The organism is Olleya marilimosa CAM030 (assembly GCF_000518485.1).
GTDB classification, from domain to species: domain Bacteria; phylum Bacteroidota; class Bacteroidia; order Flavobacteriales; family Flavobacteriaceae; genus Olleya; species Olleya marilimosa.
This window is the reverse complement of sequence record NZ_JADR01000005.1, coordinates 1-25366: the sequence shown is the minus strand read 5'-3', so window position 1 is coordinate 25366 and position 25366 is coordinate 1. Positions and strand designations below refer to the sequence as shown.

General features: G+C 31.7%; 25 protein-coding genes, 2 tRNA genes and 1 pseudogene. 13 read left to right on the top strand and 15 right to left on the bottom strand.

The window, feature by feature from the left end; all coding sequences use genetic code 11:
• Position 1 precedes the first annotated feature (1 nt).
• Positions 2-1891 carry a M56 family metallopeptidase gene (locus M890_RS16405; RefSeq protein ID WP_051437463.1) on the top strand — a complete coding sequence of 630 codons (1890 nt, stop codon included), beginning with the start codon at positions 2-4 and terminating at the stop codon, positions 1889-1891.
• Between the two features lie 69 nt (positions 1892-1960).
• On the opposite strand, the gene M890_RS0106040 is transcribed toward M890_RS16405, so the two are convergent.
• Positions 1961-3928 carry an endonuclease gene (locus M890_RS0106040; protein ID WP_028282672.1) on the bottom strand — a complete coding sequence of 656 codons (1968 nt, stop codon included), beginning with the start codon at positions 3926-3928 and terminating at the stop codon, positions 1961-1963.
• A 542-nt stretch (positions 3929-4470) separates the two neighbouring features.
• Between M890_RS0106040 and M890_RS0106035 the strand changes: the two genes are divergently transcribed.
• The 3 genes from M890_RS0106035 (at position 4471) to M890_RS0106025 (ending at position 5042) form a co-directional block, all read left to right on the top strand.
• Positions 4471-4623: a hypothetical protein gene (locus M890_RS0106035; protein WP_028282671.1), complete on the top strand. Its 153-nt coding sequence runs from the start codon at positions 4471-4473 to the stop codon at positions 4621-4623.
• A 65-nt stretch (positions 4624-4688) separates the two neighbouring features.
• A tRNA-Arg gene (locus M890_RS0106030) sits at positions 4689-4762 on the top strand.
• Positions 4763-4838: 76 nt separating this feature from the next.
• Positions 4839-5042, top strand: coding sequence for a YgaP family membrane protein (locus tag M890_RS0106025; protein WP_028282670.1), 204 nt, complete (start codon positions 4839-4841; stop codon positions 5040-5042).
• Positions 5043-5087: 45 nt separating this feature from the next.
• On the opposite strand, the gene M890_RS0106020 is transcribed toward M890_RS0106025, so the two are convergent.
• The 7 genes from M890_RS0106020 to M890_RS0105990 form a co-directional block, all read right to left on the bottom strand.
• Complete coding sequence (locus M890_RS0106020; protein WP_028282669.1) at positions 5088-5363, bottom strand: ATP-dependent Clp protease adaptor ClpS; 276 nt, start codon at positions 5361-5363, stop codon at positions 5088-5090.
• 96 nt (positions 5364-5459) lie between these two features.
• Positions 5460-6290: a M57 family metalloprotease gene (locus tag M890_RS0106015; protein WP_028282668.1), complete on the bottom strand. Its 831-nt coding sequence runs from the start codon at positions 6288-6290 to the stop codon at positions 5460-5462.
• A 234-nt stretch (positions 6291-6524) separates the two neighbouring features.
• Entirely contained in the window at positions 6525-7364 is an 840-nt protein-coding gene (gene prmA, locus M890_RS0106010; protein ID WP_028282667.1) for a 50S ribosomal protein L11 methyltransferase, read from the bottom strand.
• Between the two features lie 146 nt (positions 7365-7510).
• On the bottom strand, positions 7511-8260 hold the full coding sequence (gene tpiA / locus M890_RS0106005) for a triose-phosphate isomerase (RefSeq protein ID WP_028282666.1): 750 nt from the start codon (positions 8258-8260) through the stop codon (positions 7511-7513).
• Positions 8261-8271: 11 nt separating this feature from the next.
• Positions 8272-9348, bottom strand: a complete 1077-nt coding sequence (locus M890_RS0106000; RefSeq protein ID WP_028282665.1) for an ABC transporter permease — start codon at positions 9346-9348, stop codon at positions 8272-8274.
• 99 nt (positions 9349-9447) lie between these two features.
• On the bottom strand, positions 9448-10776 hold the full coding sequence (locus M890_RS15810; RefSeq protein WP_036597235.1) for a BT_3928 family protein: 1329 nt from the start codon (positions 10774-10776) through the stop codon (positions 9448-9450).
• Positions 10777-10817: 41 nt separating this feature from the next.
• Positions 10818-11357, bottom strand: a complete 540-nt coding sequence (locus M890_RS0105990; RefSeq protein ID WP_028282664.1) for a DUF1599 domain-containing protein — start codon at positions 11355-11357, stop codon at positions 10818-10820.
• Between the two features lie 115 nt (positions 11358-11472).
• On the opposite strand from M890_RS0105990, the gene folP reads away from it, so the two are divergent.
• The 4 genes from folP to M890_RS0105970 all read left to right on the top strand — a co-directional run bounded on the left by folP (position 11473) and on the right by M890_RS0105970 (position 14268).
• Entirely contained in the window at positions 11473-12297 is an 825-nt protein-coding gene (gene folP / locus M890_RS0105985; protein WP_028282663.1) for a dihydropteroate synthase, read from the top strand.
• Positions 12290-12967: a hypothetical protein gene (locus M890_RS16400; RefSeq protein WP_051437462.1), complete on the top strand. Its 678-nt coding sequence runs from the start codon at positions 12290-12292 to the stop codon at positions 12965-12967. The genes folP and M890_RS16400 overlap by 8 nt, the downstream gene beginning before the upstream one ends.
• Before the next feature lie 40 nt (positions 12968-13007).
• A complete protein-coding gene (gene cdaA, locus M890_RS0105975) occupies positions 13008-13793 on the top strand; it encodes a diadenylate cyclase CdaA (RefSeq protein WP_028282662.1) in 786 nt (261 codons plus the stop codon).
• Positions 13794-13869: 76 nt separating this feature from the next.
• Complete coding sequence (locus tag M890_RS0105970) at positions 13870-14268, top strand: hypothetical protein (RefSeq protein ID WP_028282661.1); 399 nt, start codon at positions 13870-13872, stop codon at positions 14266-14268.
• A 36-nt stretch (positions 14269-14304) separates the two neighbouring features.
• On the opposite strand, the gene M890_RS0105965 is transcribed toward M890_RS0105970, so the two are convergent.
• Positions 14305-16077, bottom strand: a complete 1773-nt coding sequence (locus M890_RS0105965; protein ID WP_028282660.1) for an ABC transporter ATP-binding protein — start codon at positions 16075-16077, stop codon at positions 14305-14307.
• Entirely contained in the window at positions 16070-16819 is a 750-nt protein-coding gene (gene truA / locus M890_RS0105960; protein WP_028282659.1) for a tRNA pseudouridine(38-40) synthase TruA, read from the bottom strand. The genes M890_RS0105965 and truA overlap by 8 nt, the downstream gene beginning before the upstream one ends.
• 155 nt (positions 16820-16974) lie before the next feature.
• Here truA and M890_RS0105955 point away from each other — a divergent pair, with 155 nt between their 5' ends.
• Complete coding sequence (locus tag M890_RS0105955) at positions 16975-17469, top strand: metallophosphoesterase family protein (protein WP_028282658.1); 495 nt, start codon at positions 16975-16977, stop codon at positions 17467-17469.
• A 59-nt stretch (positions 17470-17528) separates the two neighbouring features.
• Here M890_RS0105955 and M890_RS0105950 read toward each other — a convergent pair whose 3' ends face one another.
• Positions 17529-17942, bottom strand: a complete 414-nt coding sequence (locus M890_RS0105950) for a DUF4293 domain-containing protein (protein ID WP_028282657.1) — start codon at positions 17940-17942, stop codon at positions 17529-17531.
• Positions 17943-18202: 260 nt separating this feature from the next.
• Between M890_RS0105950 and rho the strand changes: the two genes are divergently transcribed.
• Complete coding sequence (gene rho, locus M890_RS0105945; RefSeq protein WP_028282656.1) at positions 18203-19894, top strand: transcription termination factor Rho; 1692 nt, start codon at positions 18203-18205, stop codon at positions 19892-19894.
• 319 nt (positions 19895-20213) lie between these two features.
• Here rho and rpsT read toward each other — a convergent pair whose 3' ends face one another.
• From rpsT to proS, 3 genes are all read right to left on the bottom strand, one after another.
• The gene (gene rpsT, locus M890_RS0105940; protein ID WP_028282655.1) at positions 20214-20465 is read right to left on the bottom strand and encodes a 30S ribosomal protein S20; all 252 of its coding nucleotides are present in this window, start codon (positions 20463-20465) and stop codon (positions 20214-20216) included.
• A gap of 32 nt (positions 20466-20497) precedes the next feature.
• Positions 20498-20569, bottom strand: a tRNA-Glu gene (locus M890_RS0105935).
• A gap of 147 nt (positions 20570-20716) precedes the next feature.
• Positions 20717-22195, bottom strand: a complete 1479-nt coding sequence (gene proS / locus M890_RS0105930) for a proline--tRNA ligase (protein WP_028282654.1) — start codon at positions 22193-22195, stop codon at positions 20717-20719.
• 101 nt (positions 22196-22296) lie between these two features.
• Here proS and M890_RS0105925 point away from each other — a divergent pair, with 101 nt between their 5' ends.
• From M890_RS0105925 to M890_RS16605, 3 genes and pseudogenes are all read left to right on the top strand, one after another.
• Positions 22297-23244 (top strand): hypothetical protein, encoded by a 948-nt coding sequence (locus M890_RS0105925; RefSeq protein ID WP_028282653.1) that lies wholly within the window; start codon positions 22297-22299, stop codon positions 23242-23244.
• 19 nt (positions 23245-23263) lie between these two features.
• Complete coding sequence (locus M890_RS0105920) at positions 23264-24784, top strand: OmpP1/FadL family transporter (protein ID WP_028282652.1); 1521 nt, start codon at positions 23264-23266, stop codon at positions 24782-24784.
• A gap of 110 nt (positions 24785-24894) precedes the next feature.
• Positions 24895-25068 (top strand): annotated as a pseudogene (locus M890_RS16605) (dodecin family protein); the annotation flags it as partial.
• A gap of 82 nt (positions 25069-25150) precedes the next feature.
• Here the strand turns inward: M890_RS16605 and M890_RS15800 are convergent.
• Positions 25151-25366: T9SS type B sorting domain-containing protein (locus M890_RS15800; RefSeq protein ID WP_036597232.1), on the bottom strand; the 216-nt coding region annotated here is incomplete at its 5' end.

Here is a 25366-nt window from a genome sequence, read left to right as displayed (position 1 = left end):
CATGGACTATTTTTTAAAAGCTTCAGCAATCATATTACTATTTTACACTTGTTACAAACTATTTTTACAACGTGATACTTTTTTTCAGGCTAACCGTTGGTTTTTACTTTCAGGCTTATTTATAGCCACAGTATTACCATTAATAGTTATTCCTGTTTACATACAATACACTCCACAAGACATAAGTATATCACAAAACCTACAAGTTGCGACAACACAAACCACGACTAAATCTGGTTTTAATTTATGGCAGTTATTACCAATAATTTATGGCCTTGGATTACTTATAATTTTAGTAAAAGTAATTTTACAATTTATATCGCTGCATAAGTTGTTACAAAATAAAACTAAAATACTATCTGGTCCATTTGTATTTATTAAAACTGAAGCTTCAATAGCACCTTTTTCATTTTTTAATCGTATCGTTTATAATCCCAATCAATTTTTAAAAACAGAACTTGACTATATTATAACTCATGAAAAAGTTCATGCAACTCAATACCATACTATAGACGTGATAGTTATCCAACTTGCCACAATCCTATTTTGGTTTAATCCCTTTATTTGGTGGTACAAAAAAGAACTTCAACAAAACTTAGAATACATAGCAGATCAAAAAGCACAGCACAAAATAAAGTGCTCAAAAAGCTATCAAACGGTATTATTAAAAGCTAGCTTACATCAAAATCAATTAGCTTTTCCAACTAATTTTTATCAATCATTAATCAAAAAACGAATCGTTATGTTACAAAAATCAAAATCAAAAAACAGTAATTTATTAAAGCTCACTATCGTGCTGCCCTTTCTAGGATTATTTTTAATGAGTTTTAATACAAAAAAAGTATACATCACTAATGCGGAAATACAACAACATCTAGTTAATACCGAAACTTATATTATCACTTCCAAGTCCACTGACCAAGAGATTCAAGCAATTAAAAGCAAACTAGAATCTAAGTTGGACCATTTAGAAGTTAAATTTTCTAATATAAAAAGAAACCAAAACCAGGACATTATATCGTTAACAATAGCAACAAAAAACAAAGGTCAATCAGAGTTTACAAAACGTGTCGCTTTTAACAAATTAGATAATTCACCTATAAATACTACTATTTTAAAAGTTGAAGACAATCAGTTATTAATAAATGATGATAAAAACAAATCAGTGATTACTATTACAAAAGATTGGACAATAACATCTCCTGTTATTACAGAACAAGCCAGCAGTAACACCAATGTAATACATACCCAAAATAGTGGTGATGATATTAAATTAATAATAGAAAACAAAGACCAAGACAGCAGTGTATCTAGCTATAAATTTCAAACCACTAATACAGGAGAAGACAAAAGTAAGTTGGTTATAGTCGAACAACAAAAAAAGCCACTTTATGTAATAAATGGTAAAATAACAGACATCATGCCATCAGCTTTAAATACAGAAAACATTGCAACCATGAATGTTCTTAAAGGTCAAATGGCTACAAACAAATATGGAAGTCAAGGACTTAATGATGTTATAGAAATCACTACCAATAACAAAAATTCAGAAAAAAATAGTAATTGGAAAATTGTTGAAAAAGTTGAAACAACAAGCTTATTCTATATAGATGAAGAGGATGCTTCAAAAAACAGAAGCACATTACACATTGATAAAAACACAACTGACTTGGTTTTAAACCAGCATAAAGCGTTTTTAACAAGTCAGAATATAGATATCCAATTCTCAACTATAAAACGCAATAACAAGGATGAAATTATTAAAATTAAAATCTCAACAATTGACAAAAAAGGGAATAAAACTAAAACGACTTATCAATCTAATAAAGGGATTAGTCCAATAGAAATAAATTTAGATGGCACTGGAGTATTAAATATAACTTCTAAATAATTCCACCATTAAATAAATAAAAAAGCCCAAACAAAATGTTTGGGCTTTTTTTTATAATAAGTCAAAAATCTATTCAATAATAATTTTTTTAGTGATGCGTTTATCCTCTGATTCAATAACAACCATATATAAACCGCTTGCTAATTTTAAATCAACGTAACTATTATTAACGACTGGTTGAGATAAAACCTTTCTTCCTTCCGAAGAAAAAACGGATAAATTGTACAATTGCTGCTTACCTGAAACAAACAATTTATCAGTTGCTGGATTAGGATATATCTTTATAGTTTCAGTTGTAAAACTTGCAACACTTAAAGGCTGACTCCACACATTTCCTATTTGATTTCCCCAAATATACTCTACTAAATCAGGCTGATCAATAAAAGGATTTCTGTTTACTTGCCATTCATACACCACATTATTTCTATTCATTTCAAAATCGTCTGGCGGATCATTTCTATGCCAATCTAAAAGCACGTCCAAATCTCCCATTTGCCCAGTAACGCTAGGATATCCAGACTCAACACTTAAACCATTATATCTAATTTGCATGTATAATACACTTCTGGCTACATCACCTTTAAAACTTCCAGCAGTACCTGTTGGCCCATTATATTGCCCATAATGTTGGTTACCTCTAGAACTATTTTCTGGTCCATCTGCAGCGCGTAAAGCGTGCCCATCACTATTACCATGTCTTAGTGAATCTGCTGTAGTATTCCAATACACATCTTTACCATCTCTAAAATCGTCCAGATCAATACTATTATAACCTGCCAAAGACCTAGGAAAAGTATGTTCTCTATTCCATGTTCCTGTATTATTAGAAGTTGTTTGATAATCTAACTTAGCACGACCTTGCTCTGTATACACTAACCACACTTGATTACTGTTTGCTGGATTTTGATCTGCTGCTTCCAAAATATCTATTATATCAGAATACGTTTGTGCTCTTACAACACCTTCTTCTGCAACAATATCTTGTAAAGCTTGCTCCAAAGCACTTCCTGACAAACCATCCAAAGTATTATAATAATCTGAAGGTTGTGTGCTAGCCACTATACCATAAGTAGGATTTAAAGGTGTACCAAAAGATGCTACCACAAAATCATTATCCACAACTCTTACTTCTAAATTATTATTTAGCGCAATATAAACAGTTGGCAAATTGGCTATAACTATTTTTAAAACCTCATCACCTTCATCTAAAACATCATCAATTAAAGTAATAGTTGTTACTATAGTATTTTGACCTGTCGGAATAACAACAGATGTGTTACCAGTAAAATCTGAAGTATCAAAACCTCCATTGCTTAAAGTAAAATCAATAGTTAAATCAGAATCTACATTTTGCTCAGTAGTAAAAGTAATATCAAAAACAGAACCCTCATCAACTTGTGATTGTGTTACAGAAGTTAATACTCCGTTTAATAAAATTCCGCTTCCATCATTTAAAGCTCTAGGTGTTGGCGTTGTAGCAACATACGTTATACTATTTGGATTACCTAATCCATCATCAAAACGCTGAATTGAATTTGTATTGTTACCAGAACCCTCATTATATTGTTCTGTAACACCAAGTAACGCCATTAAACCTGTATCATCCGCATCACTAGTATCATATACCATCGCATCCACTAAATTAGTTTGTGTTGCTAAAGTCCCTTCCGGAAAATCTGTGTCGTCCCCTAAATATACAGCCACAGCATCTGCACCATTTTGAATAAGATTAGCTGGTATAATTAACTGAGGAAATGGAGAAACAGTTGTACTACCAATAAGTAATAAACCATTAACATCTGTTGTGTAACCATCTAAATCTAAGGCAAAGTAACTTGAATCTCCTCCAGATGCAGAACCATTAAATAAAACCAACACGTAGCCATCTAACGAAAAATTAGGCATACTTGACAACAACTCTATAAATTCTTGATCATCAATTCCAGGCGTATCAGAATCCAACTCGTTAATAACAACAGATTGAGAATACCCAATTGCCGAAATAAGAATAATAAAAAGTAAAGTAATTTTTTTCATGCATATATTTTTAGCAAATATAATAGATATTATTAGCCGAGCTTTTAAACAATAGTTAATTAACCTTTTAATAATTAGAAATAATAGAAACTCGTTTTTTGTAACTCTACTGAATCAAAATCCCCTTGAAAAAAAATACGACACTAAAAAATGCCCTACATTTATATCAAAAACTAACTACAAAAAGTATTTATGATTACATATTAAAACAACATTTAAGGAATAAATTAAAATATTAAAACCATTTACATTTTTTTACTTTAATAAGTAAAGTCAAAAGTATAGATATATTCATTTTTGTTTGGAGAATAATAATGAAAAAATATATCTTCAAAAAACAATCCTGAAAAGTATTGGTATTATTAACCCTTAAACTTAAAATTATGCTAACAATCGCCCAACTAATAATCGATTTTATAACATCGATTATACTTTAAACCAAAATGTAAAACTTAGTCTAGAATAAGTTTTACTATTTTAAATCTTAAAGTCTGTTAGGTTAACAACTACTAAAGCAATAATTTTGAATTTAAATTTTTTTTATGAAAAAAACACTATTTAAGTTTTTAGCAAAGGTTAATAAGCTTGTACTACCAAGTTATACAAAGCAAAAACTAGATCTAAGTAAAGCCACTAAAATACAAATGGCTATTTTTGGATGGAAAGTATTTGTGACAAAAAACGCATTAAATTAAATTAAATCTTCAAAAAGTTTTGATGTTATTATAAAAAAGCAATATATTTGCACCCACAAAAAAAAGGCCTCGTGGCGCAACTGAATAGCGCACTTGATTACGGCTCAAGAGGTTACAGGTTTGAATCCTGTCGAGGTCACGAAAAAAAAGCAAGCTACTATAGCTTGCTTTTTTTATGCGTTATACTTATATTTAAATACTTAACACCATTTATTATGAAAAAAAATATGGGAGCTTTAGATAAAAGCTTAAGAGTATTAGTGGCTATAGTGATAACACTATTATATTATTTAAATGTAGTAAGCGGAACTTTAGCCTATATTTTAATGGCTGTAGCAATCATTTTATTAATTACAAGTTTTATTAACTTTTGTCCACTATACACTATTTTTGGTATAAACACTTGCAAAAGAAAGTGATTTACAAAAAAAAAAAAAAGAGTCTTTATAAAAAGACTCTTTTTTTTAGATTATTTCAGCACTTAATCCTGCTTCCAGTAACATTGTACATCGTGGTTCCAGCTCTTTATACGCACCAGTTTTAACTGTACATTGTCCTTTATAATGGACTAGAATTGTGCATTGCTCAGCTTGTTCTGGTGTATGGTCACAAGCATAAATTAAAGTATCTATGACGTGATCAAATGTATTAACGTCATCATTATAAACGACAATTTCGTTGTTAGGCTGTTCTAAAGTGCTAACGTCGTGCTCTTCTTGAATTTTTTCTTTTGTACTCATACGTACTATTTTTTTTATAAAAGTAAAAAATTATTGGATATAAAAAAAGACTTCTGTCGTCACAGAAGCCTTTTTATCACTTATTTAAGATAAGTTTTAATACATAATTTGTAGTGCATTAATATCGTCTATACCAAACTCGCCATCTTCTCCACTACTAAAGCATGCTAACATTACAGATGTTTCTGGATTGTTTCCGCCTAAATCTATTGCTCCAATTGATCCTGCTCCTTCGTTTTGGTTTTGACCACAACTTGCTCTGTTAAACCAATCTGTGTGTCTAAATCCTACAGAATGACCAATTTCATGTGTAATAACATGCTCTACCACATTAGTATCATAGTTATCTAAACCGTAAATTTGAACAAATTTATAAGGGTTACCATTACTTGGAAAACCTGCAGATCCACCTGCACCAGATTGACTTGGGTTATGATACACGACCATATCTTTAGACTGGTAGTTGGTTCCAAATGATAATTGAAACGAAATTGAAACTCCGCTTAGCGCATTATAATTATCAACAGCCCACTGCAAAGCAGTTCTTTCTTTAGTTGATAAAGCATTACTACCTCCTGTATATCCAATTATAGTAATGGTTTTACCTTGAGACACTAAATTATTTGTACGATAATTTCTGTCTGTTGCTGAAGTCTCTTCATTTAAGTTTAAGATATCCTCTTCGCTCATAAAAAGATCACCTTCAACTTCAATCATTTCTTTGGTAGAACCATCGGGAAGCATGAAGTCTACTATTTTGGCATTGTCAGTATTTATTTGTGCTTTTGCCAATTTAGCTAAAAGCTCTGCAGATACTTCTTTTACTGCAACTTCTTCGTCAATAATCGTGTCTTCATTTTTTTGACATGATTGTAATCCTAGAATAAAACATAGGCTAGCTAAAGCCATAAATTTAATTTTCTTCATTTTTGGTTGAATTTTAAATTAATAAATGGTTTGCTTTACGTAAAATGTTTCACACAATCTTAAATGTTAGTTTAAGGATGTTTTGCTATTAATCTTATGTGAGATAATTATCAAGTCAAAGATAATTGATTAAAAAAGAAGAATCCTGAGGTTTTAACCACAAGACTCTATTTATTTTTAATAAAATTGTTAAAATTTTATGTATTTAATCGATAAATTTAATTTTTTACAACATTACTCCTTTTCAAATTTAAGTGCAACCCAATTATTTTTGGTTAATGTATCCTTTAAAATAAGTTTATTATTATTACATTCCTTTTCTATCATTGGGATGTCTTCTTGGTAAAAACCGCTTAAATATAAGGTACCTGTTGCATCAAGACATTTTGAATATGTTGCAATGTCGTTTAATAAGATGTTGCGATTAATGTTTGCTATAATGGTATCGTACTTTTTATCTTTTAAAAGTGCTGCTTCTCCTTCATAAACAGAAATATGTTTACAATTGTTACGCTCCACGTTTTCTAAGCTATTTAAGTAGCACCAGTTATCAATATCTATAGCATCTAACGGTTTTGCTCCTTTCATCTCAGCTAGTATTGCTAAAACAGCTGTACCGCATCCCATATCTAAAACGGACTTATCTTTAAAATCGTTTTTAAGAATATGTTGTATCATCATGTGTGTGGTTTCATGATGCCCTGTTCCAAAACTCATTTTTGGTTCGATGATAATATCATATTCTGTATCAAACTTGTCATGGAATGGTGCACGTACAGCACACAGATCATCAACTACAATTGGGTTAAAGTTTTTCTCCCACTCTTCGTTCCAATTGGTTTGCTCAATTTCGTCAAAGCTATATGTGATTTTAAACTCGTCTGACTTTAATATTTGGATATCGTCCAAAATAGTGTCTGTATACTCTTCTTTTTGGATGTATGCTGTAACCCCTTCTTCGGTCTCTACAAAGCTTTCAAATCCTGCGTAACCTAATTCTGCAATAAGAATTTCTGTTCCTGGTTGCATTGGTTCCACTTTAAAGTAATACCCTATGTAAATAATGTTTGACATTTTAATTTGTACTGTATTTTGCAGATTAGCCTGCGTTAGCGGTTGTAGTGACATCCTTTTTTTGCTGCCACATATGGCAAAAAAAGATATAACGGAAGACGCGACCCTTGTGGTAACGCCCAAATTATTTTAATTTATATTGTTATTTAAAAGGCGTTTACGATCGCGTAAAAATCTTCGGCTTTTAAGGCTGCTCCACCAATTAATCCACCATCTACGTCTGGTTTTGAGAAAATTTCTTTGGCGTTTGCTGGTTTTACACTCCCTCCATAAAGGATAGTCATGTCGTCTGCTACTTGGTTACCGTATTTGTCTTGTAATGTTTTACGGATAAATTTGTGCATGTCTTGTGCTTGTTCTGGACTTGCTGTTTCTCCGGTTCCTATTGCCCATACAGGCTCATAAGCCAATACGATATTTTTGAATGCTGAAGCGTCTAAATGAAACAATGCATTTTTGATTTGACTCTCTACTACTGCTTCGTGATTTGCAGCTTTACGGTCTGCTAGTTCTTCTCCGAAACAAAAAATGACGCGTAAGTCTTTAGATAAGGCTTGGTCTACTTTTTTGGCTAAAATAGCATCGTCTTCGTTAAAATACGCACGACGCTCTGAGTGCCCTAGGATTACCGTGTTTATTCCTACGCTTTTAAGCATGTCTGCGCTGACCTCTCCTGTATAAGCTCCGTTTTCTGCAAAGTGCATGTTTTGAGCTATTACTTCTATATCGTCATGTCTTGTAGCTTCAAAAGCATGCCATAAGTTGGTAAATGTTGGCGCAATCATAACCTCTGCATTAGATGTTTTTGTTTGTCTTTTTAAATCTGAAATTAGGGCTTCTGATAGTGGTAAATCATTATTCATTTTCCAGTTTCCGGCTACTATGTTTTTTCTCATGACGTTGTGTTTTATTCTAATTTAACTTTTGGATCTAACCAAGTGTATATTATATCTACAAAAATATTAATTATAATGAATAGTAAGGCGATAATTAACACAGAACCCATAATTACAGGTAAATCTAAGGTGTTAAGCGCATTTACTATTTCTTTTCCTAATCCATTCCATCCAAAAATATACTCCACAAACACTGCGCCTGCTAGCATACTTGCAAACCACCCTGAGATTGCAGTGACTACTGGATTTAATGCGTTTTTAATGGCGTGTTTTTTTATTATTTGAAACTCGGATAAGCCTTTTGCTCTGGCTGTTCTGATATAATCTTGATTAAAGACTTCTAATAAGGAGTTACGCATTAATTGTATGACTACTGCTAATGGTCTTATACCTAAAACAATTGCTGGAAGGATTAAGTTTTTCCATTTAATGTGCATTTTTTCGCCAAAATCATCCAACTCGTATAGGCTTCCTGTCATTTCTAAATTGGTGTATTTATGTAATACAAAACCAAATAACCATGCAAATAATATGGCACTAAAAAAGGATGGCACACTCATCCCTAAGGTACTTAATATTTGAATTATTTTATCTAAAAATGTGTCTTTTTTTAATGCTGAAATCACACCTAATATTACACCTAAAAAGATTGCTATTAATATTGATGAAACTGCTAACACAAATGTATTGGGTAAGGTCTCTGATAATACTTGGCTTACTTTTTTACCTTGTTTGGTAAAAGATTCCCGCAAGTACGGAAACTTTATAACTGTAGTTGTGTTACCTATTGAAAACAGTTGCGTTGCTGAGTATTTATTTTGACTTAAATAGGTATAATCACCTTCTGTTTTAGAATGAAATGAGATAGGTGACAAATCGTTTAAATAATAAAAATACTGCGTCACAACAGGCTTATCAAAACCATATTTTTTTTTGATAATGGCTAATTGCTGACTATCCTCGTTTTGACCCAACATCATTTGTGCTGGATCTCCTGGAAGCACACTAAATAAAAGAAATATAACAGTTACCACACCAAATAATGTGAGTAATGCATACAGGGTTTTATTTAGTAAATAGGTTATCAGATTGTTTTATTTATTTTAGATACGTTGTTCTACTGCTTTACAAAATAATGTGCTTCTCGATATAGTTTGCTCGTGCCTCACAAAACACTTGAAGTAACGTTATTCTGTTTTTTTAGTCACAAATTTCACAATACTAGTATAATTTTTACCATCTGCCACATTTATAGAATCAATAACGGTTTTAACCTCTGAAGCATCTTTAAAAACAAATACATTTTCAATTTGATCTTCACTTAATTCTAACGCTTCAAATTGTTCTTTATTAAAAACTTTATTATCAGCTATATGAGCAGTTCCATCATCTACAACCTTAGGTGCTGGTCTATCTACTTTAGGTAACATTAATTGGTCCACATCATTCCAATGTACCTTTTGGATAATGGTTCCTTTTTCTAATTTTAAAAGTCCTGGATTAGAGCGGATGATTGTTTTTAAAGCAGTCTCGTCACAGAAATAATACTCAAAACCTAATTTATAATTTGAGATTACACCATTTGCCTCATCTGGTCCAGATGCTGTTAAACCAATAACGTCATAACCATTTGCGATTGCTTTATCTGTGATTTGTTTTACAGCGACTAATCCATCACTTTCAGATTTTGCTAAATTATAATTAACAACTAATAATACATTTGGTCGCGTTAAGATGTCTTGCGTAAAATCCTCTCCATCTTTTTCAATAGAAAAATCATGGATTGGTGGTTCATAGCCTTCTGATATTGTTTTTGTTGTCACACCTACATATTCTCCTGTTGATGTTGGATAAGATCCATCAGTTATGTATTGTTTTTCTGTACCATTCTCGTTAAACGTCCATGTATACTCAATTACAGGTTGTGGTGCATTCTCTGGAACAATCATGTTATCTGTAATGTTGTTTCCTATTTTAAATGGTCTAAAATCTATTGTTGGTAAATGCATTAATACGTGGTATGCAAAACCAAGACAAGCTATAAAACTTAATAAAGACACTATTGTAGTTGTGAGCTTATTAAAAAATGGTTTAATATGTTTTATTCCGAAGAAAATAATTAAAATTAAAACTAACAAAAACACATCTTTACCAAAGCTTTCCCATGGATCCATTTTCATGGCGTCACCAAAGCATCCACAATCTTTTACTTTATCATAATACGCTGAGTAAAACGTTAAGAATGTAAAAAAGATAATCATTAATAATAAACTCCAAACCGTAAATTTAGGCTTGTACCCAATGATTAAAAAGATACCTAAAAGCACTTCAAAAACAACTACTATTATTGAAATCCCTAAAGCATAAGGAATAAAAAATGGTAAATCTAAAACGGTTGGTCCAAAATACTCTTCTAATTTAAAAGCAAATCCAATAGGATCGTTAAGCTTTATAAATCCCGAAATAATAAAAAATATACCAACAAATATTCTTAAAAAACCAACTATGTATTTCATAACTTTAATTAAATATCAATTATTAAATTGCAAAAGCAATTTTATTGTTCTGTTAAATGTATCATTGCAAAAATGGCGTAATTAATCATATCTTGATAATTAGCATCAATCCCTTCGCTTACAATTGTTTTTCCGGAGTTGTCTTCAATTTGCTTAACGCGTAATAATTTTTGTAAAATTAAATCGGTTAAACTACTAACGCGCATGTCTCTCCAAGCTTCACCATAATCATGGTTTTTGTCTTGCATTAACTGCTTTGTTGCCTTGACCTGCGCATCGTATAAAGCAGTAGCTTCTTCAACTTCCAAATCAGGTTGCTCTACTACGCCTTTTTCTAATTGGATTAAAGCCATAATGCAATAGTTGATTATTCCAATAAATTCACTTTGCTCACCTTCATCTACCTTACGTACGTCATTTTGTTGCAGCCCTCTAATACGTTGCGCTTTTATAAAAATTTGATCGGTTAATGATGGTAAACGTAAAATTCGCCATGCACTTCCATAATCTGTCATTTTATTAATAAAAAGGTCACGACAGGTTTTTATTACAGCATCGTATTGTTTTGAAGTATCTTGCATATTTGATAAACTCTAAATGAATTTTGCGTAAATTTCGCATAAAATAATTTAAAGTTCAAGGTTTAGGGTTTAAAGTTTTGCTAACACTATCCCAACACCTTATATAAGTGTACAAATGACAATAAATTGTAGAGGAAAACTTATAGATTTAAGTACCCCAAAAGTAATGGGTATTTTGAATGTTACACCAGATTCTTTTTTTGATGGTGGACGTTACAAAGATGAAAGTTCTATTTTAAATCAAGTAGAAACCATGTTAAATCAAGGTGCTACTTTTATTGATGTTGGCGCTTATAGCTCTAGACCAAATGCACCCTTTGTGTCTGAAGACGAAGAATTGCAACGTATTTTACCGATAATTAAACTTTTGGTTAGTAATTTTCCTGACATCAATATTTCGGTAGATACGTTTAGAAGTACTATTGCGAAAGCAACAGTTGAGGCTGGAGCAGCTTTGATTAATGATATTTCGGCAGGTCATTTAGACAATAACATGTTACAAACCATCGCTAATTTACATGTGCCTTATATTATGATGCATATGCGAGGCACACCTCAAAACATGCAAACCTTAACACAATACGATAACTTAATAAAAGACATAAACTTTTATTTTTCAGAACGTATCGCTACAGCTCGTGCTTTAGGTATTATTGATTTAGTTTTAGATCCTGGTTTTGGTTTTGCTAAAACGTTAGAACAAAATTTTGAACTATTAAATAATTTTGAGCTATTAAACATCACAGAATTACCTTTACTTGCTGGTATATCTAGAAAATCTATGATTTACAAAACGTTAGAAACTACAGCAAATAACGCCTTAAATGGGACTACTGCTTTACACATGGTCGCTTTGCAAAAAGGCGCAAAAATATTACGTGTACACGATGTTAAAGAAGCCCAAGAATGTATCACACTTTACAACCAATTACATGTTTAACAGAATTTTACTTATCAGTATAGCTCTTTTATTTTTTTCCTGCGGAAATGAAAAAGTACTGCAACTACCAGAAATTAAAAATGCAGACATAACAGAAGTTTTAGACGTATCGCCTGCTTATATTTTTTATGATGAAACCAAACAAGATAGCGTTGAGTTAAACCGAAAAAATTTAATTATTTCTACAAATTGGTTGGTAAATGTAGATAAGCGCTTAACACTAGAACAAGCGTTACCATCTATAATAAAGTTACAAGAGAAGAAACGCAATGCAACTATGCATAAAAATGAAAAAGCTAGAAATTATTATACCTGTAATGATACTAGTATTAAAAATTTAGGCTTTATTGATTTTACTGATGTTGTTTATTTACATGAAAATGAAGAAGGAATTTCAAATAGCTCCATAAATGAAGACAATAAAATTATTGATATTATGTGTTTTTCATTAGATAAAATTAAAATATCCATAGACAATAAAACTATTTTAAGTGATTATAGCCAACTTAAAAAGCTTTTACAAACCGAAATTAACCAAGAAGGAAGTTATATTGTTTTAGGTTTTAAAAAAACGTTATTATTCCAAGATTACATTTCATTAAAATCAATAATAAAAACCTTTGAAACTGAAAACACAGAAATTAGTAATAACGAATTCATTTTTGATTAAATCAATCCAATTATATTAATTTTACAAAAACCCTTTTCCCTTGGAAATATTTAAAGACATTTTAAAATTCAGTTGGATAGACATGATTGATGTGGTGTTAGTGGCACTACTACTCTATTATGTATACAAGCTAGTTAAAGGTACTGTAGCTATTAATATCTTTATCGGTATTGTAGTTATTTATTTTATATACTTAACGGTTGAAGCCTTACAAATGGTTTTACTTACCAAAATCTTGGGTGGTTTTATAAGTGTAGGTTTTATTGCGTTAATTATTGTATTTCAGCAAGAAGTCAGAAAGTTTTTGTTAATGGTTGGATCCACAAACTTTGCTAGTCGACGCAAGTTTTTAAGTCAGTTAAAGTTTTTAAAGATAGAACAAGGTACATCCACAGATATTGATGCTATTATATCTGCTTGCAATAAAATGAGTAGTTCCAAAACTGGAGCTTTAATTGTGTTAGAACGTAATAATAATCTTGATTTTTTAGCCAATACAGGTGACGAAATGAATATTAAAGTCACACAACCTATTATAGAAAGTATCTTTTTTAAAAATAGCCCATTACATGATGGAGCCATAATCATACAAGATAATATTGTAAAAGCTACTCGTGTTATTCTGCCTGTAAATAACGAGAAAAACATTCCACAGCGTTTTGGTTTACGTCATCGTGCAGCTGTTGGTGTTACAGAGCGTACTGACGCTATTGCAATTGCAGTAAGTGAAGAAACTGGACAAATTTCTTGCTTTAGAAATGGCGAATTCCTTCCGTTTGAAAACACTATTGAATTAGCTGAAATTTTGAAAGAAGATTTAGATTAAGCCTTAAAAGTTTCAGTATAAACAAGATTTCAAACAAAATTTTTACTCTATTTTATTTTAATTGAAAGCTATTAGAATGCAGATTAATTACAACGAAAAAAACAAGACAATTGAGATTAAAGATGGATTAAAATCTCAATATTTTATGATAAAAGCGTTAATGTTTTTAAACCTTATTAACGCCATACTTAATGTTTCTTATATTAGTGAAGACGGTATTGGTTTTATGCAAATCATCTGGTTAATATTAGGGATTGTTTCAATAGTAGTTTTATACTTTTTCATTTTCAAAAAATCAAGTCAAGAGAACATTCAAATTAATACAATAGAACGATTAACAGAAAAAACAGTATTTGGATCTAAACGACTGTCGTTAAAACTAACTAATGGAAAAAGTCGCGATTTAGCTTACTTAAAAACTACTGCCGAAATTTCTAAAACAAAAAAATTACTTACTAAAATTGGGGTAAACTAATAAGTGTTATTACGCTTTAGTCTATAAAATGTAGAACTAAGCAACCTTTTCAGCTTGTAAAAACTGTACTTCGTATAAGTTTTTATAATATCCATTTTCTTTTTTAAGCAATTGCTCATGTGTGCCTTGCTCAACTATTTGGCCTGCATCCATAACAATAATATTATCTGCCTTTTGGATCGTTGCTAATCTATGAGCAATAACTATGGATGTACGTCCTTTAGTAATTTTTTCGGTTGCAGTTTGTATTAATTGTTCTGAATACGAATCCACAGACGACGTGGCTTCATCTAACACCAAAATACTTGGATTGGTTACATACGCACGTAAAAAAGAAATTAATTGTCGTTGTCCTGAAGATAACATCACACCTCTTTCCTTAACGTTATAATGGTAACCGTTTGGAAGGCTCATAATAAAATCATGTATTCCAATATCTTTAGCTGCTTGTATAACATCAGCTTCGGTTATATTAGGATTATTTAAAGTAATGTTATTTAATATAGTATCTGCAAACAAAAACACATCCTGTAACACAACTGCTATTTGCTGTCTTAAAGAAACTAAAGTATAATTCTTAATATCTGTATTATCTATAGATATGGTACCAGAATTAATTTCGTAAAAACGGTTTAACAAGTTAATAACTGTACTTTTTCCTGCTCCTGTAGCACCAACAATAGCAACAGTATCTCCAGCTTTAACGTTAAAACTGATACCTTTTAGGACTTCTTCATCCTCCACATAACTAAAGTGTACATTTTCAAAATCAATTACACCATTAAAGTTGTTTGCTATTAAGTTTCCTGAATTATCAATATGAGAGGTTGTGTCTAGTATTTTAAACACACGATTAGAAGCAATCATACCCATTTGAAGCGTATTAAACTTATCTGCTATTTGACGTAAAGGTCTAAACAACATTGGGATCATGGTAATAAACATAAATAAGTCTCCAGGTGTAACATTACTACCTTCAACTAATATATTTAAGCCACCAAACCACACCACCAAACCTGTTGTTAACGATCCTAAAAATTCTGCAATTGGAAAAAATATCGAGTTATACCAAACCGTTTTTAACCACGCTTTTTTATGACGATTATTAATTTCTTTAAAGTTTTTATATTCGGTATCTTCTCTTGTAAACAGTTGCAAAATTTTCATACCTGTTACACACTCCTGCACAAACGAGTTTAGGTTAGAGACCTCATTACGTACATCTTCAAACGCACGTTTCATGTAACGCTGAAAAATTTTAGTTGCAAATAATACAATTGGTAACGTTACAAACACAATTAAACTTAATTGCCAATTATAATATAACATAGCGCCAGAAATGACAACCATGACTAATAAATCTCTTACTATTGTAAATAATCCATCACCAAAAACAGATGCAATACGCTCCATATCTGTCACAGCTCTTGTTATTAAAACACCTACAGAAGAGGTATTAAAATATTTCATCCTGAAGCTTAAAATATGGTCAAATAGTTTAACACGTATGTCTTTTACCATTTTTAATCCTAACCAAGACGAGTAAAATATAAAAAACAATTGTAGCAAAACTTGTGCTACCAGTAGCACAACCATTAATATTATAAGATATACAAAACCACTGTAATCCTTTTTAACTAGATGCTGGTCTATAATTTCTCTAAGTAATACAGGTGTTGCAATACTTAAAGCACCTAATATTAAAACAGACACTATTAATGCGTAAAAAACGGTTCTGTAAGGTTTTGTGTATTTAAACAAACGTTTAAATAGCTGTAAATCAAATATGTTTTCTTTAGTCTTAGTCATTTAATTTTATAGTATCAGGATACTCAACTTTTATTAGATATAAACCTTTAGCAGGTACGGAATAACCAGCTTCACTTCTATTTTTAGATTGTATTATTGTATGCATGTCATTAACTTCCAATTTACCAATACCAATATTTATTAGCGTACCAACAATTGCTCTAACCATATTACGCAAAAAACGATCTGCTTTTATTGTAAAATGAATTTCGTCCTCTACCACTTCCCATTTTGCCTCCATAATATCACAATTATAGGTATGCACATCTGTATTAGACTTACTAAAACACTGAAAATCTGTATAATCAAATAATATTTTAGTCGCTTGATTAAGCTTATCAATATCTAAAGACTGTTTTAAAAAATAAGTCTGATCAAAATTAAAAGGACTTTTTCTTAACGCAATTCTGTACACATAGGCTCTGCTAGTAGCATGAAAACGTGCATGAGCATCAGGCTTTACCTTAAATATGGATTGGATAGCCACATCATTAGGTAAAAAAGAATTTAATTTATACTGTAACGTATCAATTTTAAATGCAACATCTGTATCCATATGCGTAAACAACTGTTTAGCATGTACACCTGCATCTGTACGTCCCGCTCCCATGACAGTAATAGTTTCTCCTAAAATAGTAGACAATGCTTTTTCCAAAACTTCTTGTACAGATATAGCGTTGGGCTGATTTTGCCAACCATGATAATTTGTTCCGTTATAAGAGAGTTCTATAAAATAGCGCAAGAAAGCTGTATTTTTACATTCTAAAAAGCAAAGATAATACAAACACAGAAGCTTCAACTCACAAGCCTAAAGTTTTAAGAATAGTTTACAAAAAAATAAATTTAAGTTTAGCACTTTTGCAGAAACAGATCCTCCTGAAAACAATTTTGGTATAAATGAAAAAAATATTATTACTATCAGACACACATAGTCACATGGACGATGCTGTACTTAATCACGTCAAACAAGCGGACGAAGTTTGGCACGCTGGAGATATTGGTGATTTAAAAGTCACAGATGCTATTAAGGCTTTAAAACCATTACGTGCTGTTTGGGGAAACATTGATGATGATAAAGCACGTGTGGAATTTCCTGAAAACAATCGCTTTACTATTGAAGGGGTTGATGTTTGGATTACACACATTGGAGGTTATCCAAATAGATACAATATTAGAGTTAGAGACGAAATTATTAAAAACCCTCCTAAATTATTTATTTGTGGACACTCACATATATTAAAAGTAATGCACGATAAAAAACTAGGTTTATTACACATGAATCCTGGAGCAATAGGCATCCATGGTTTTCATAATGTACGTACCATGCTAAGCTTTACCGTTGATAATGGTAAAATTGATAATCTAGAAGTTATTGAATATCCAAGAAAATAAAAAAAACCGAAGCTTTCACTTCGGTTTTTTCTCGCACTAATACTACTAAGATGTTAGGTTTAACGTAGACGATCTACAGATTTTACAAGATCTTCATCCTTCTTAATGGCTCTATTTGATAAAATCAAAAAGACGATAGAAATAACAGGGAGGAAAATCGCAACACCTTTCTCTGAAACATCATTTGCTTCTCCAGATGCATTTAGTATTCGATACACGAAAAATCCTAGTAAAATTAAATTTAATATCTGATTAAGTCGTCCCAGCATAAATTGAGACTTTCTATTTTTAAAACTAAATATTGAAACTAAAGCTAATAACGCAGACCCTATAAACAAGCCAAAAACAAGTAGCTCATCTTTTGCAAACACCACAACCTCATTAGTTGTTGTCCATAACTCAAAGACAAAAATAAGTCCACCAGAAATTGCAGCAACAATTAATAAATATATGGTTTGTATACGTTGTAACATATTAAAATTTCAAATGGTATGAATGACAAAAATATAGTTTCTTTTATAATAAATGAAACATACTTGATTAAAAATTTAGACAATTATTAAAATGAATAAACATTAGCACTTAAATAAAAAATTAAAATAAAAGTTGTATAATTGCGTAACGGTTTGCAACACTCACACTAGCAAGACGTTAATTCTTCAGAAGTATATCTTATTTTCTTCAAGAAATAATCAATTCAAATTACATCAACACATAAGTTAATTCAACATCAATGTTTGAAATCTCACAATTAAAAGAAATGAAGCTACCTGAATTGCAGGATATAGCTAAAAAACTGAATGTCTCAAAGTTTCGTTCATTAAAAAAATTAGATTTAGTATATCAAATACTAGACAAGCAAGCAGCAGACCCAAAAGCTGTTTTAGAAGTAAAAAAAGAGGATACACCAGCCAAAAAAGCAACTGTTAAAACAGAAGCTTCAAAAAAACCTGTAACACCTAAGCCTAAAAGAGCAAGAGTTAGTAAACCTACACAACAAAAGGATAATACTAAACAACCTCAATTAGATTTAAAACCAGAGGTTGAAGTCAAAAAAGAAGCAAGTGAGAAAACATCGGTAACAAAGTCACCAGCAAAACCACAACCAAAAAAACCGGTTCATAATCACCAAAAAAACAAGCAGTCTAACGACAATAAAGACGATAAACAAAACGATAACAAGCAATCTAATCGTCCAAAGCATAACAATCAGAAAAATCCAAACCAAAAAAATAGCAATCAAAAAAATGGTAATCAACATAACGGAAACAAAGACAACCGTAATCGTTACAGAGAACCAGATTTTGAATTTGATGCTATTATAGAAAGTGAAGGTGTCTTAGACATCATGCAGGATGGTTACGGTTTTTTACGTTCTTCTGACTATAATTACTTATCATCACCAGACGATATATACGTATCACAATCTCAAATCCGTTTGTTTGGATTAAAAGTTGGAGACACGGTTTTAGGTCATGTAAGACCTCCAAAAGAAGGCGAAAAATATTTCCCTTTAATTAAAGTAAGCAAAATAAATGGTCAAAATCCAAATGTGGTTAGAGATCGTGTTGCTTTTGAGCACTTAACCCCATTATTCCCACAAGAAAAATTTAATATTGCCGAAAAGCAAGCGACTATTTCTACAAGAATCATGGATTTGTTCGCACCAATAGGTAAAGGACAACGTGGTATGATTGTATCACAACCAAAAACAGGTAAAACAATGCTTTTAAAGGATGTTGCCAATGCAATTGCAGCAAACCATCCTGAAGTATACCAAATGATATTACTAATTGACGAGCGTCCTGAAGAAGTAACAGACATGCAACGTAATGTGCGTGGAGAAGTTATTGCTTCTACTTTTGATAAAGAAGCGCATGAGCATGTAAAAATTGCTAACATCGTATTAGAAAAAGCAAAACGATTGGTAGAATGTGGACACGATGTTGTAATCCTATTAGATTCCATCACACGTTTAGCCAGAGCATACAACTCCGTACAACCAGCATCAGGAAAAATACTTTCTGGAGGTGTAGATGCCAATGCATTACACAAACCAAAACGCTTTTTTGGAGCTGCACGTAATATAGAAAATGGAGGATCACTAACAATTATTGCAACAGCATTAACAGAAACAGGATCTAAAATGGACGAAGTTATCTTTGAAGAATTTAAAGGTACAGGTAACATGGAGCTACAATTAGACCGTAAAATATCTAACCGTCGTATTTTCCCTGCAATTGACTTAACATCATCAAGCACACGTCGTGACGATATCTTATTAGACGCTACAACCATACAACGTATGTGGGTAATGCGCAAGTACCTTGCAGATATGAACCCTGTAGAAGCTATGGAATTTATAAATGACCGCTTTAAACAGACTAGAAACAACGAAGAGTTTTTAATCTCAATGAATGGTTAAACACTAAAACACATAAACTAAAAAAGCCTTAACAATCGTTAAGGCTTTTTTTATGTATTAAAACAAACTATAATCTTAACATAGTTCTATTTTTTTAGGGCGTTACCTTTATCCTGATTTTAATTCAGGATAAAGGTCGCGTCATCCGTTACAAGTTTTGGCTCAAAGCGCAAGCTCGCCAAAAGCTATCCACTACTACCGCTAACGCAATACCAAAGGATATTGTTTTCATTAAAAACAAAGACCTCCAAAATATAAGGCATAAAAAAAGTGCTTCATTAAATGAAGCACTTATATTTTTTTAGAAACTAAAAACTAATTATAAAGCAGCTACGTGCTTAGCTAAACTAGATTTTAAGTTAGAAGCTTTGTTAGTGTGAATAACATTTTTCTTAGCTAATCTGTCTAACATAGATACTACAGAAGGAAATAAAGCTTCAGCTTCTTTCTTGTCTTCTAATTCACGTAATTTTTTAATAGCATTACGTGTAGTCTTATGCTGGTACTTATTTAACAAACGCTTAGCTTCGTTACTTCTAATTCTTTTTAAAGTTGACTTATGATTTGCCATTTTTTGTTTCCTTATTTTTTTAATAAAAATTGTAGCCCGTAGGGGAATCGAACCCCTCTTACATGGATGAAAACCATGCGTCCTAGCCGATAGACGAACGGGCCATTTGATTATTGAGAGCGCAAATATAAAACATATTTTTTAAACTTACAAACTCTTTCAAATAACTTAGCAACGTTTCCATTGCGGGTGCAAATATACAACTATATTTAAGTGTTGCAACAATTTTTATAAAAAAAATAAAAAAAAATTTAATACGCTTTTGCAAACAATACGCGACGTGCTGATTCTCTGCCAGTAAGCACACAAATCCCTTTTTCAATTTTTCCTTCTAAAGGCATACATCTTATAGTAGCTTTAGTAATTTCTTTAATTTTTTCTTCAGTTTCTGCAGTTCCATCCCAGTGCGCAGAGATAAATCCACCTTTATCTTCTAAAACTTTTTTAAATTCTTCAAAAGTATCTACTTCTGTAATATGATTATCTCTGTAATTTTTAGCTTTATTAAATAAGGTGTCTTGTATTTCTGTCATTAATCCTTCCACTTTATCAATTAACCCATCTAATGCAACAACCTCTTTAGTTAATGTATCACGTCTTGCTAACTCAACAGTTCCGTTTTCTAGATCTCTTGATCCTATTGCTATTCTTAAAGGCACACCTTGTAATTCATGCTGTGCAAACTTAGCTCCTGGTCTATAGGTATCTCTATTATCATATTTAACAGATATATTTTTAGCTCTTAAATCTTTTATTATACCATTTACCACTTCGGTAATAGCGTCTAATTGTTCATCAGTTTTATAAATAGGAACAATTACTACTTGATTAGGTGCTAGATTTGGAGGTAACACTAATCCATGATCGTCACTATGCGTCATTATTAAAGCTCCCATTAATCTTGTTGACACACCCCAAGATGTTGCCCAAACATAATCTTGCTTTCCTTCTTTAGATGTAAACTTTACATCAAATGCTTTTGCAAAATTTTGTCCTAAAAAATGAGATGTTCCAGCTTGTAAAGCCTTTCCGTCTTGCATTAACGCTTCAATACAATACGTTTCATCAGCTCCTGCAAAACGTTCACTTTCGGTTTTTAAACCTTGAATAACTGGAATAGCCATAAAGTTTTCAGCAAATGTGGCATATATGTTATTCATTAATTCTGCTTCAGTTATTGCTTCTGCTTTAGTTGCGTGTGCTGTATGTCCCTCTTGCCATAAAAACTCTGCTGTACGTAAAAATAAACGCGTACGCATCTCCCAACGTACCACATTAGCCCATTGATTGATTAATAATGGTAAATCTCTATAAGATTGTATCCAACCTTTATATGTATTCCAGATAATTGCTTCACTAGTTGGCCTTACTACTAACTCCTCCTCTAACTTAGCATTAGGATCAACTCTTAATTTACCTGGGTTATCTGGATCGTTTTGTAGTCTATAATGTGTAACTACTGCACATTCTTTAGCAAAACCTTCAGCATTTTTTTCTTCTGCTTCAAATAAGCTTTTAGGCACAAATAAAGGGAAGTATGCATTTTGATGACCTGTTTCCTTAAACATTCTATCTAACTCTGCTTGCATCTTTTCCCAAATAGCAAATCCGTATGGTTTAATAACCATGCAACCTCTTACTGCTGAGTTTTCTGCTAGGTCAGCCTCAACAACTAACTCATTATACCATTTGGAATAATTTTCAGCTCTACTTGTTAGTTTTTTACTCATATATAGTCTTTTGGCACAAAAATTGTGATTATGTTAAATAATAAAATAGTTGGACAAAACTAACTATTTTTGTAATGTTCAACAATTAAAAACAACACGATATGAAATTAATTAACTACTTATCTAATAAAGTGCAGGTATTTACTGTGCTTTTGGCTGCCTTAACATTAAGTTCTTGTGGCTCTTACCAATATGTTGGACAAACAAGTGATGGCATATACGAAACAGGTACTGAAAACAGACAATATGAGTCTGAAGCTATACCTGCTGAAAGCAATAATGATTATTACGCTAATTATTTTAGAGAAAAAGCTGATGAAGCTGAAGCTTATAGTCAAACTGATGAAATCTTTACTGATATTGATACTTATCAAGGTAACTATGACGATACAGTAGAAGTGACAGAACCAAACGCTGGTTGGGGAGAAACAAGCAGTAATGTAATAATTAATATTCATGATACTGGCTTTTACAACGACTATGGATGGGGTTGGAACAGACCTTGGGGTTGGAATGGTTGGTATAATTGGGGATGGAATAGTCCATATTCTTGGAATTATGGTTGGGGATGGAATAATAGTTTTTATAACCCATACTGGAGATCTCCATATTATGGTTTTAATAATTTCGGTTATGGTTATGGCTACGGTTATGGATATAGCTATACCAATGGTTACCATAGAAGAGGTATATCTTACAACTCAGGAAGAAGAGGCTCAATTGTGAATAGAAATTCTGTTTTAAGCTCAAGATATTCTAGAAATACAGGTGTTAGTCCAAGAACAAATATTACAACTAGACCTAGAACAAGTACAACAAGACCTAGAACAAATTCTACTACTAAGCCTAGACTTAACACAACTAGACCAAGAACAAATACGTCAACTCCTAGACCTAGAACAAACACCTCTACGCCTAGACCTAGAACTAATACATCAACGCCTAGAAGTAATAATTCTACACCAAGAAGTATCTCTACACCTAGATCAAGCTCTCCTTCTAGAAGTCGATCTACATCTGGAGGTAGCTCAAGAAGAGGAAGAGGTTAAAATAAAATTCTAAATTGTTATGAAAAAATTATTTATACTAGTCATAGGTGTTATATCTATGTCTATAAGTCAAGCTCAAAACATAAATGACGCGTTAAGATACTCTAGTGGAGACATTAAAGGAACAGCAAGATTCCAAAGTATGAGTGGTGCTTTTGGAGCGCTTGGAGGAGACCTAAGTGCCTTTAGTGTCAACCCTGCAGGTTCTGCAGTTTTTACAAGTAGTTATGCCTCTATATCTTTAGGTATTGAGAACAATGATAACAACATTAGTTACTTTAACGGGATTAATGAATCATCAAACTCATCTGTTAATTTAAACCAAGGTGGAGGTGTTTTTATATTTAAAAACACTGACACTAACTCTTTATGGAAAAAGTTTTCCTTAGGTATCAACTATGATATTTCTAAAAATTATGACGATGATTGGAGAGCAAATGGAACTGGTAATACTAGTGTTGGAGAATATTTTTTAGCTAATGCACAAGGGTTACGTTTGGATGAAATATCAGCATTACCTGGAGAATCTACTACTGTAGCTTATTCAGAAATTGGTAGTGCATTTGGATATCAAAATCAGCAAGCTTTTTTAGGTTATGATTCCTACATATTAGAACCTGACACTTTTGATGATAATAACAGTACTTATACTAGCAATATCAAGGGAAATACATTTAATCAAGATTACAATTACGTTGCCACTGGCTATAACGGTAAGATTAGTTTTAATGTTGGTACACAATATGGAGAGGACACCTATTTTGGTTTAAATCTAAATTCTCATTTTCTAAACTACGAGCGCTTTACTAGCTTATATGAAAGTAACACTAATGAAAACTCAACTGTAAGAGAAGTATTATTTGACAACACTTTATCTTCAAATGGATCAGGTTTTTCTTTTCAACTAGGAGGTATATTTAAATTAACAAACGAATTAAGAGCTGGTTTAACTTATGAATCTCCAACTTGGATGAGCATACAAGATGAAACTACGCAATATCTAGAAACATTAGTTATAGACGATACAAATGGTGACTTTTATCAAGTTGTAGACCCTAATATTGTTAATATATTTGAAACCTATCGTTTACAAACCCCAAGTAAAATTACAGGAAGTCTAGCTTATGTCTTTGGAACAAAAGGTTTAATTAGCTTTGATTACTCTAGAAAGGATCATAGTAAAACAAAATTTAAACCAACTTCTGACAGATATTTCAACCAACAAAACACTATCATCGAAAATGCTTTAACAGCAGCATCAACCTATAAAATTGGTGCAGAATATAAATTGAAACAATTTAGTTTTAGAGGTGGATACAGAATTGAAGAAAGTCCATATACAGACAAAAACACCATTGGCAACCTTACAGGATACTCATTAGGTTTAGGTTATAATTTTGGAAATACAAATTTAGATGTATCATACAGCAGATCACAACAAGACATCAACTATCAATTGTATAATACAGGACTTACAAATACTGCGACAATAGACAATTCTAACTCAAACATCACATTAACATTAGGGTTTAAGATTTAAAGCTTAATATTAATAACTATATATAAAACCTGAGCTAATGTTCAGGTTTTTTTATGCACTACTTTTTCACGCATAATATTTTATAATGAAATAATTTACAGCATCTAGCATTATCAAACTCAGATAAAAGTTGGGAAGATGCAACTAAAAAAGCAGTAAAGCATGCGTCTAAAAGTGTTAAAAATATTAGATCTGTCTATGTACAAGACCAAAGCGCTAGCGTTAAAGATGGCGAGGTTGTAGATTTTAGAGTTAACCTTAAAATTACTTTTGAAGTTAACTAATACCTTTTTAAAGTGTTTTATTATAAAAAAAGCCTGAACATTTGTTCAGGCTTTTTTATTGGTGTTATTTAATCTTGCTTATTTACCTTTTTAAAGTAAAGTGAGCTTTAAATTGTTTTCTTGTATTTGTCGTATCGTTTGGTTCTCTATACTCAACCGTAAACCAATAGTCACTGGTTGGCATTGGGTTACCATTATACGTCCCATCCCATCCTGGACCACTTGGGCTTAATTGTTTTAATAATTTACCATAACGATCAAAGATGTATATCTCAGCATCTAATTGGTCTTCTATCCC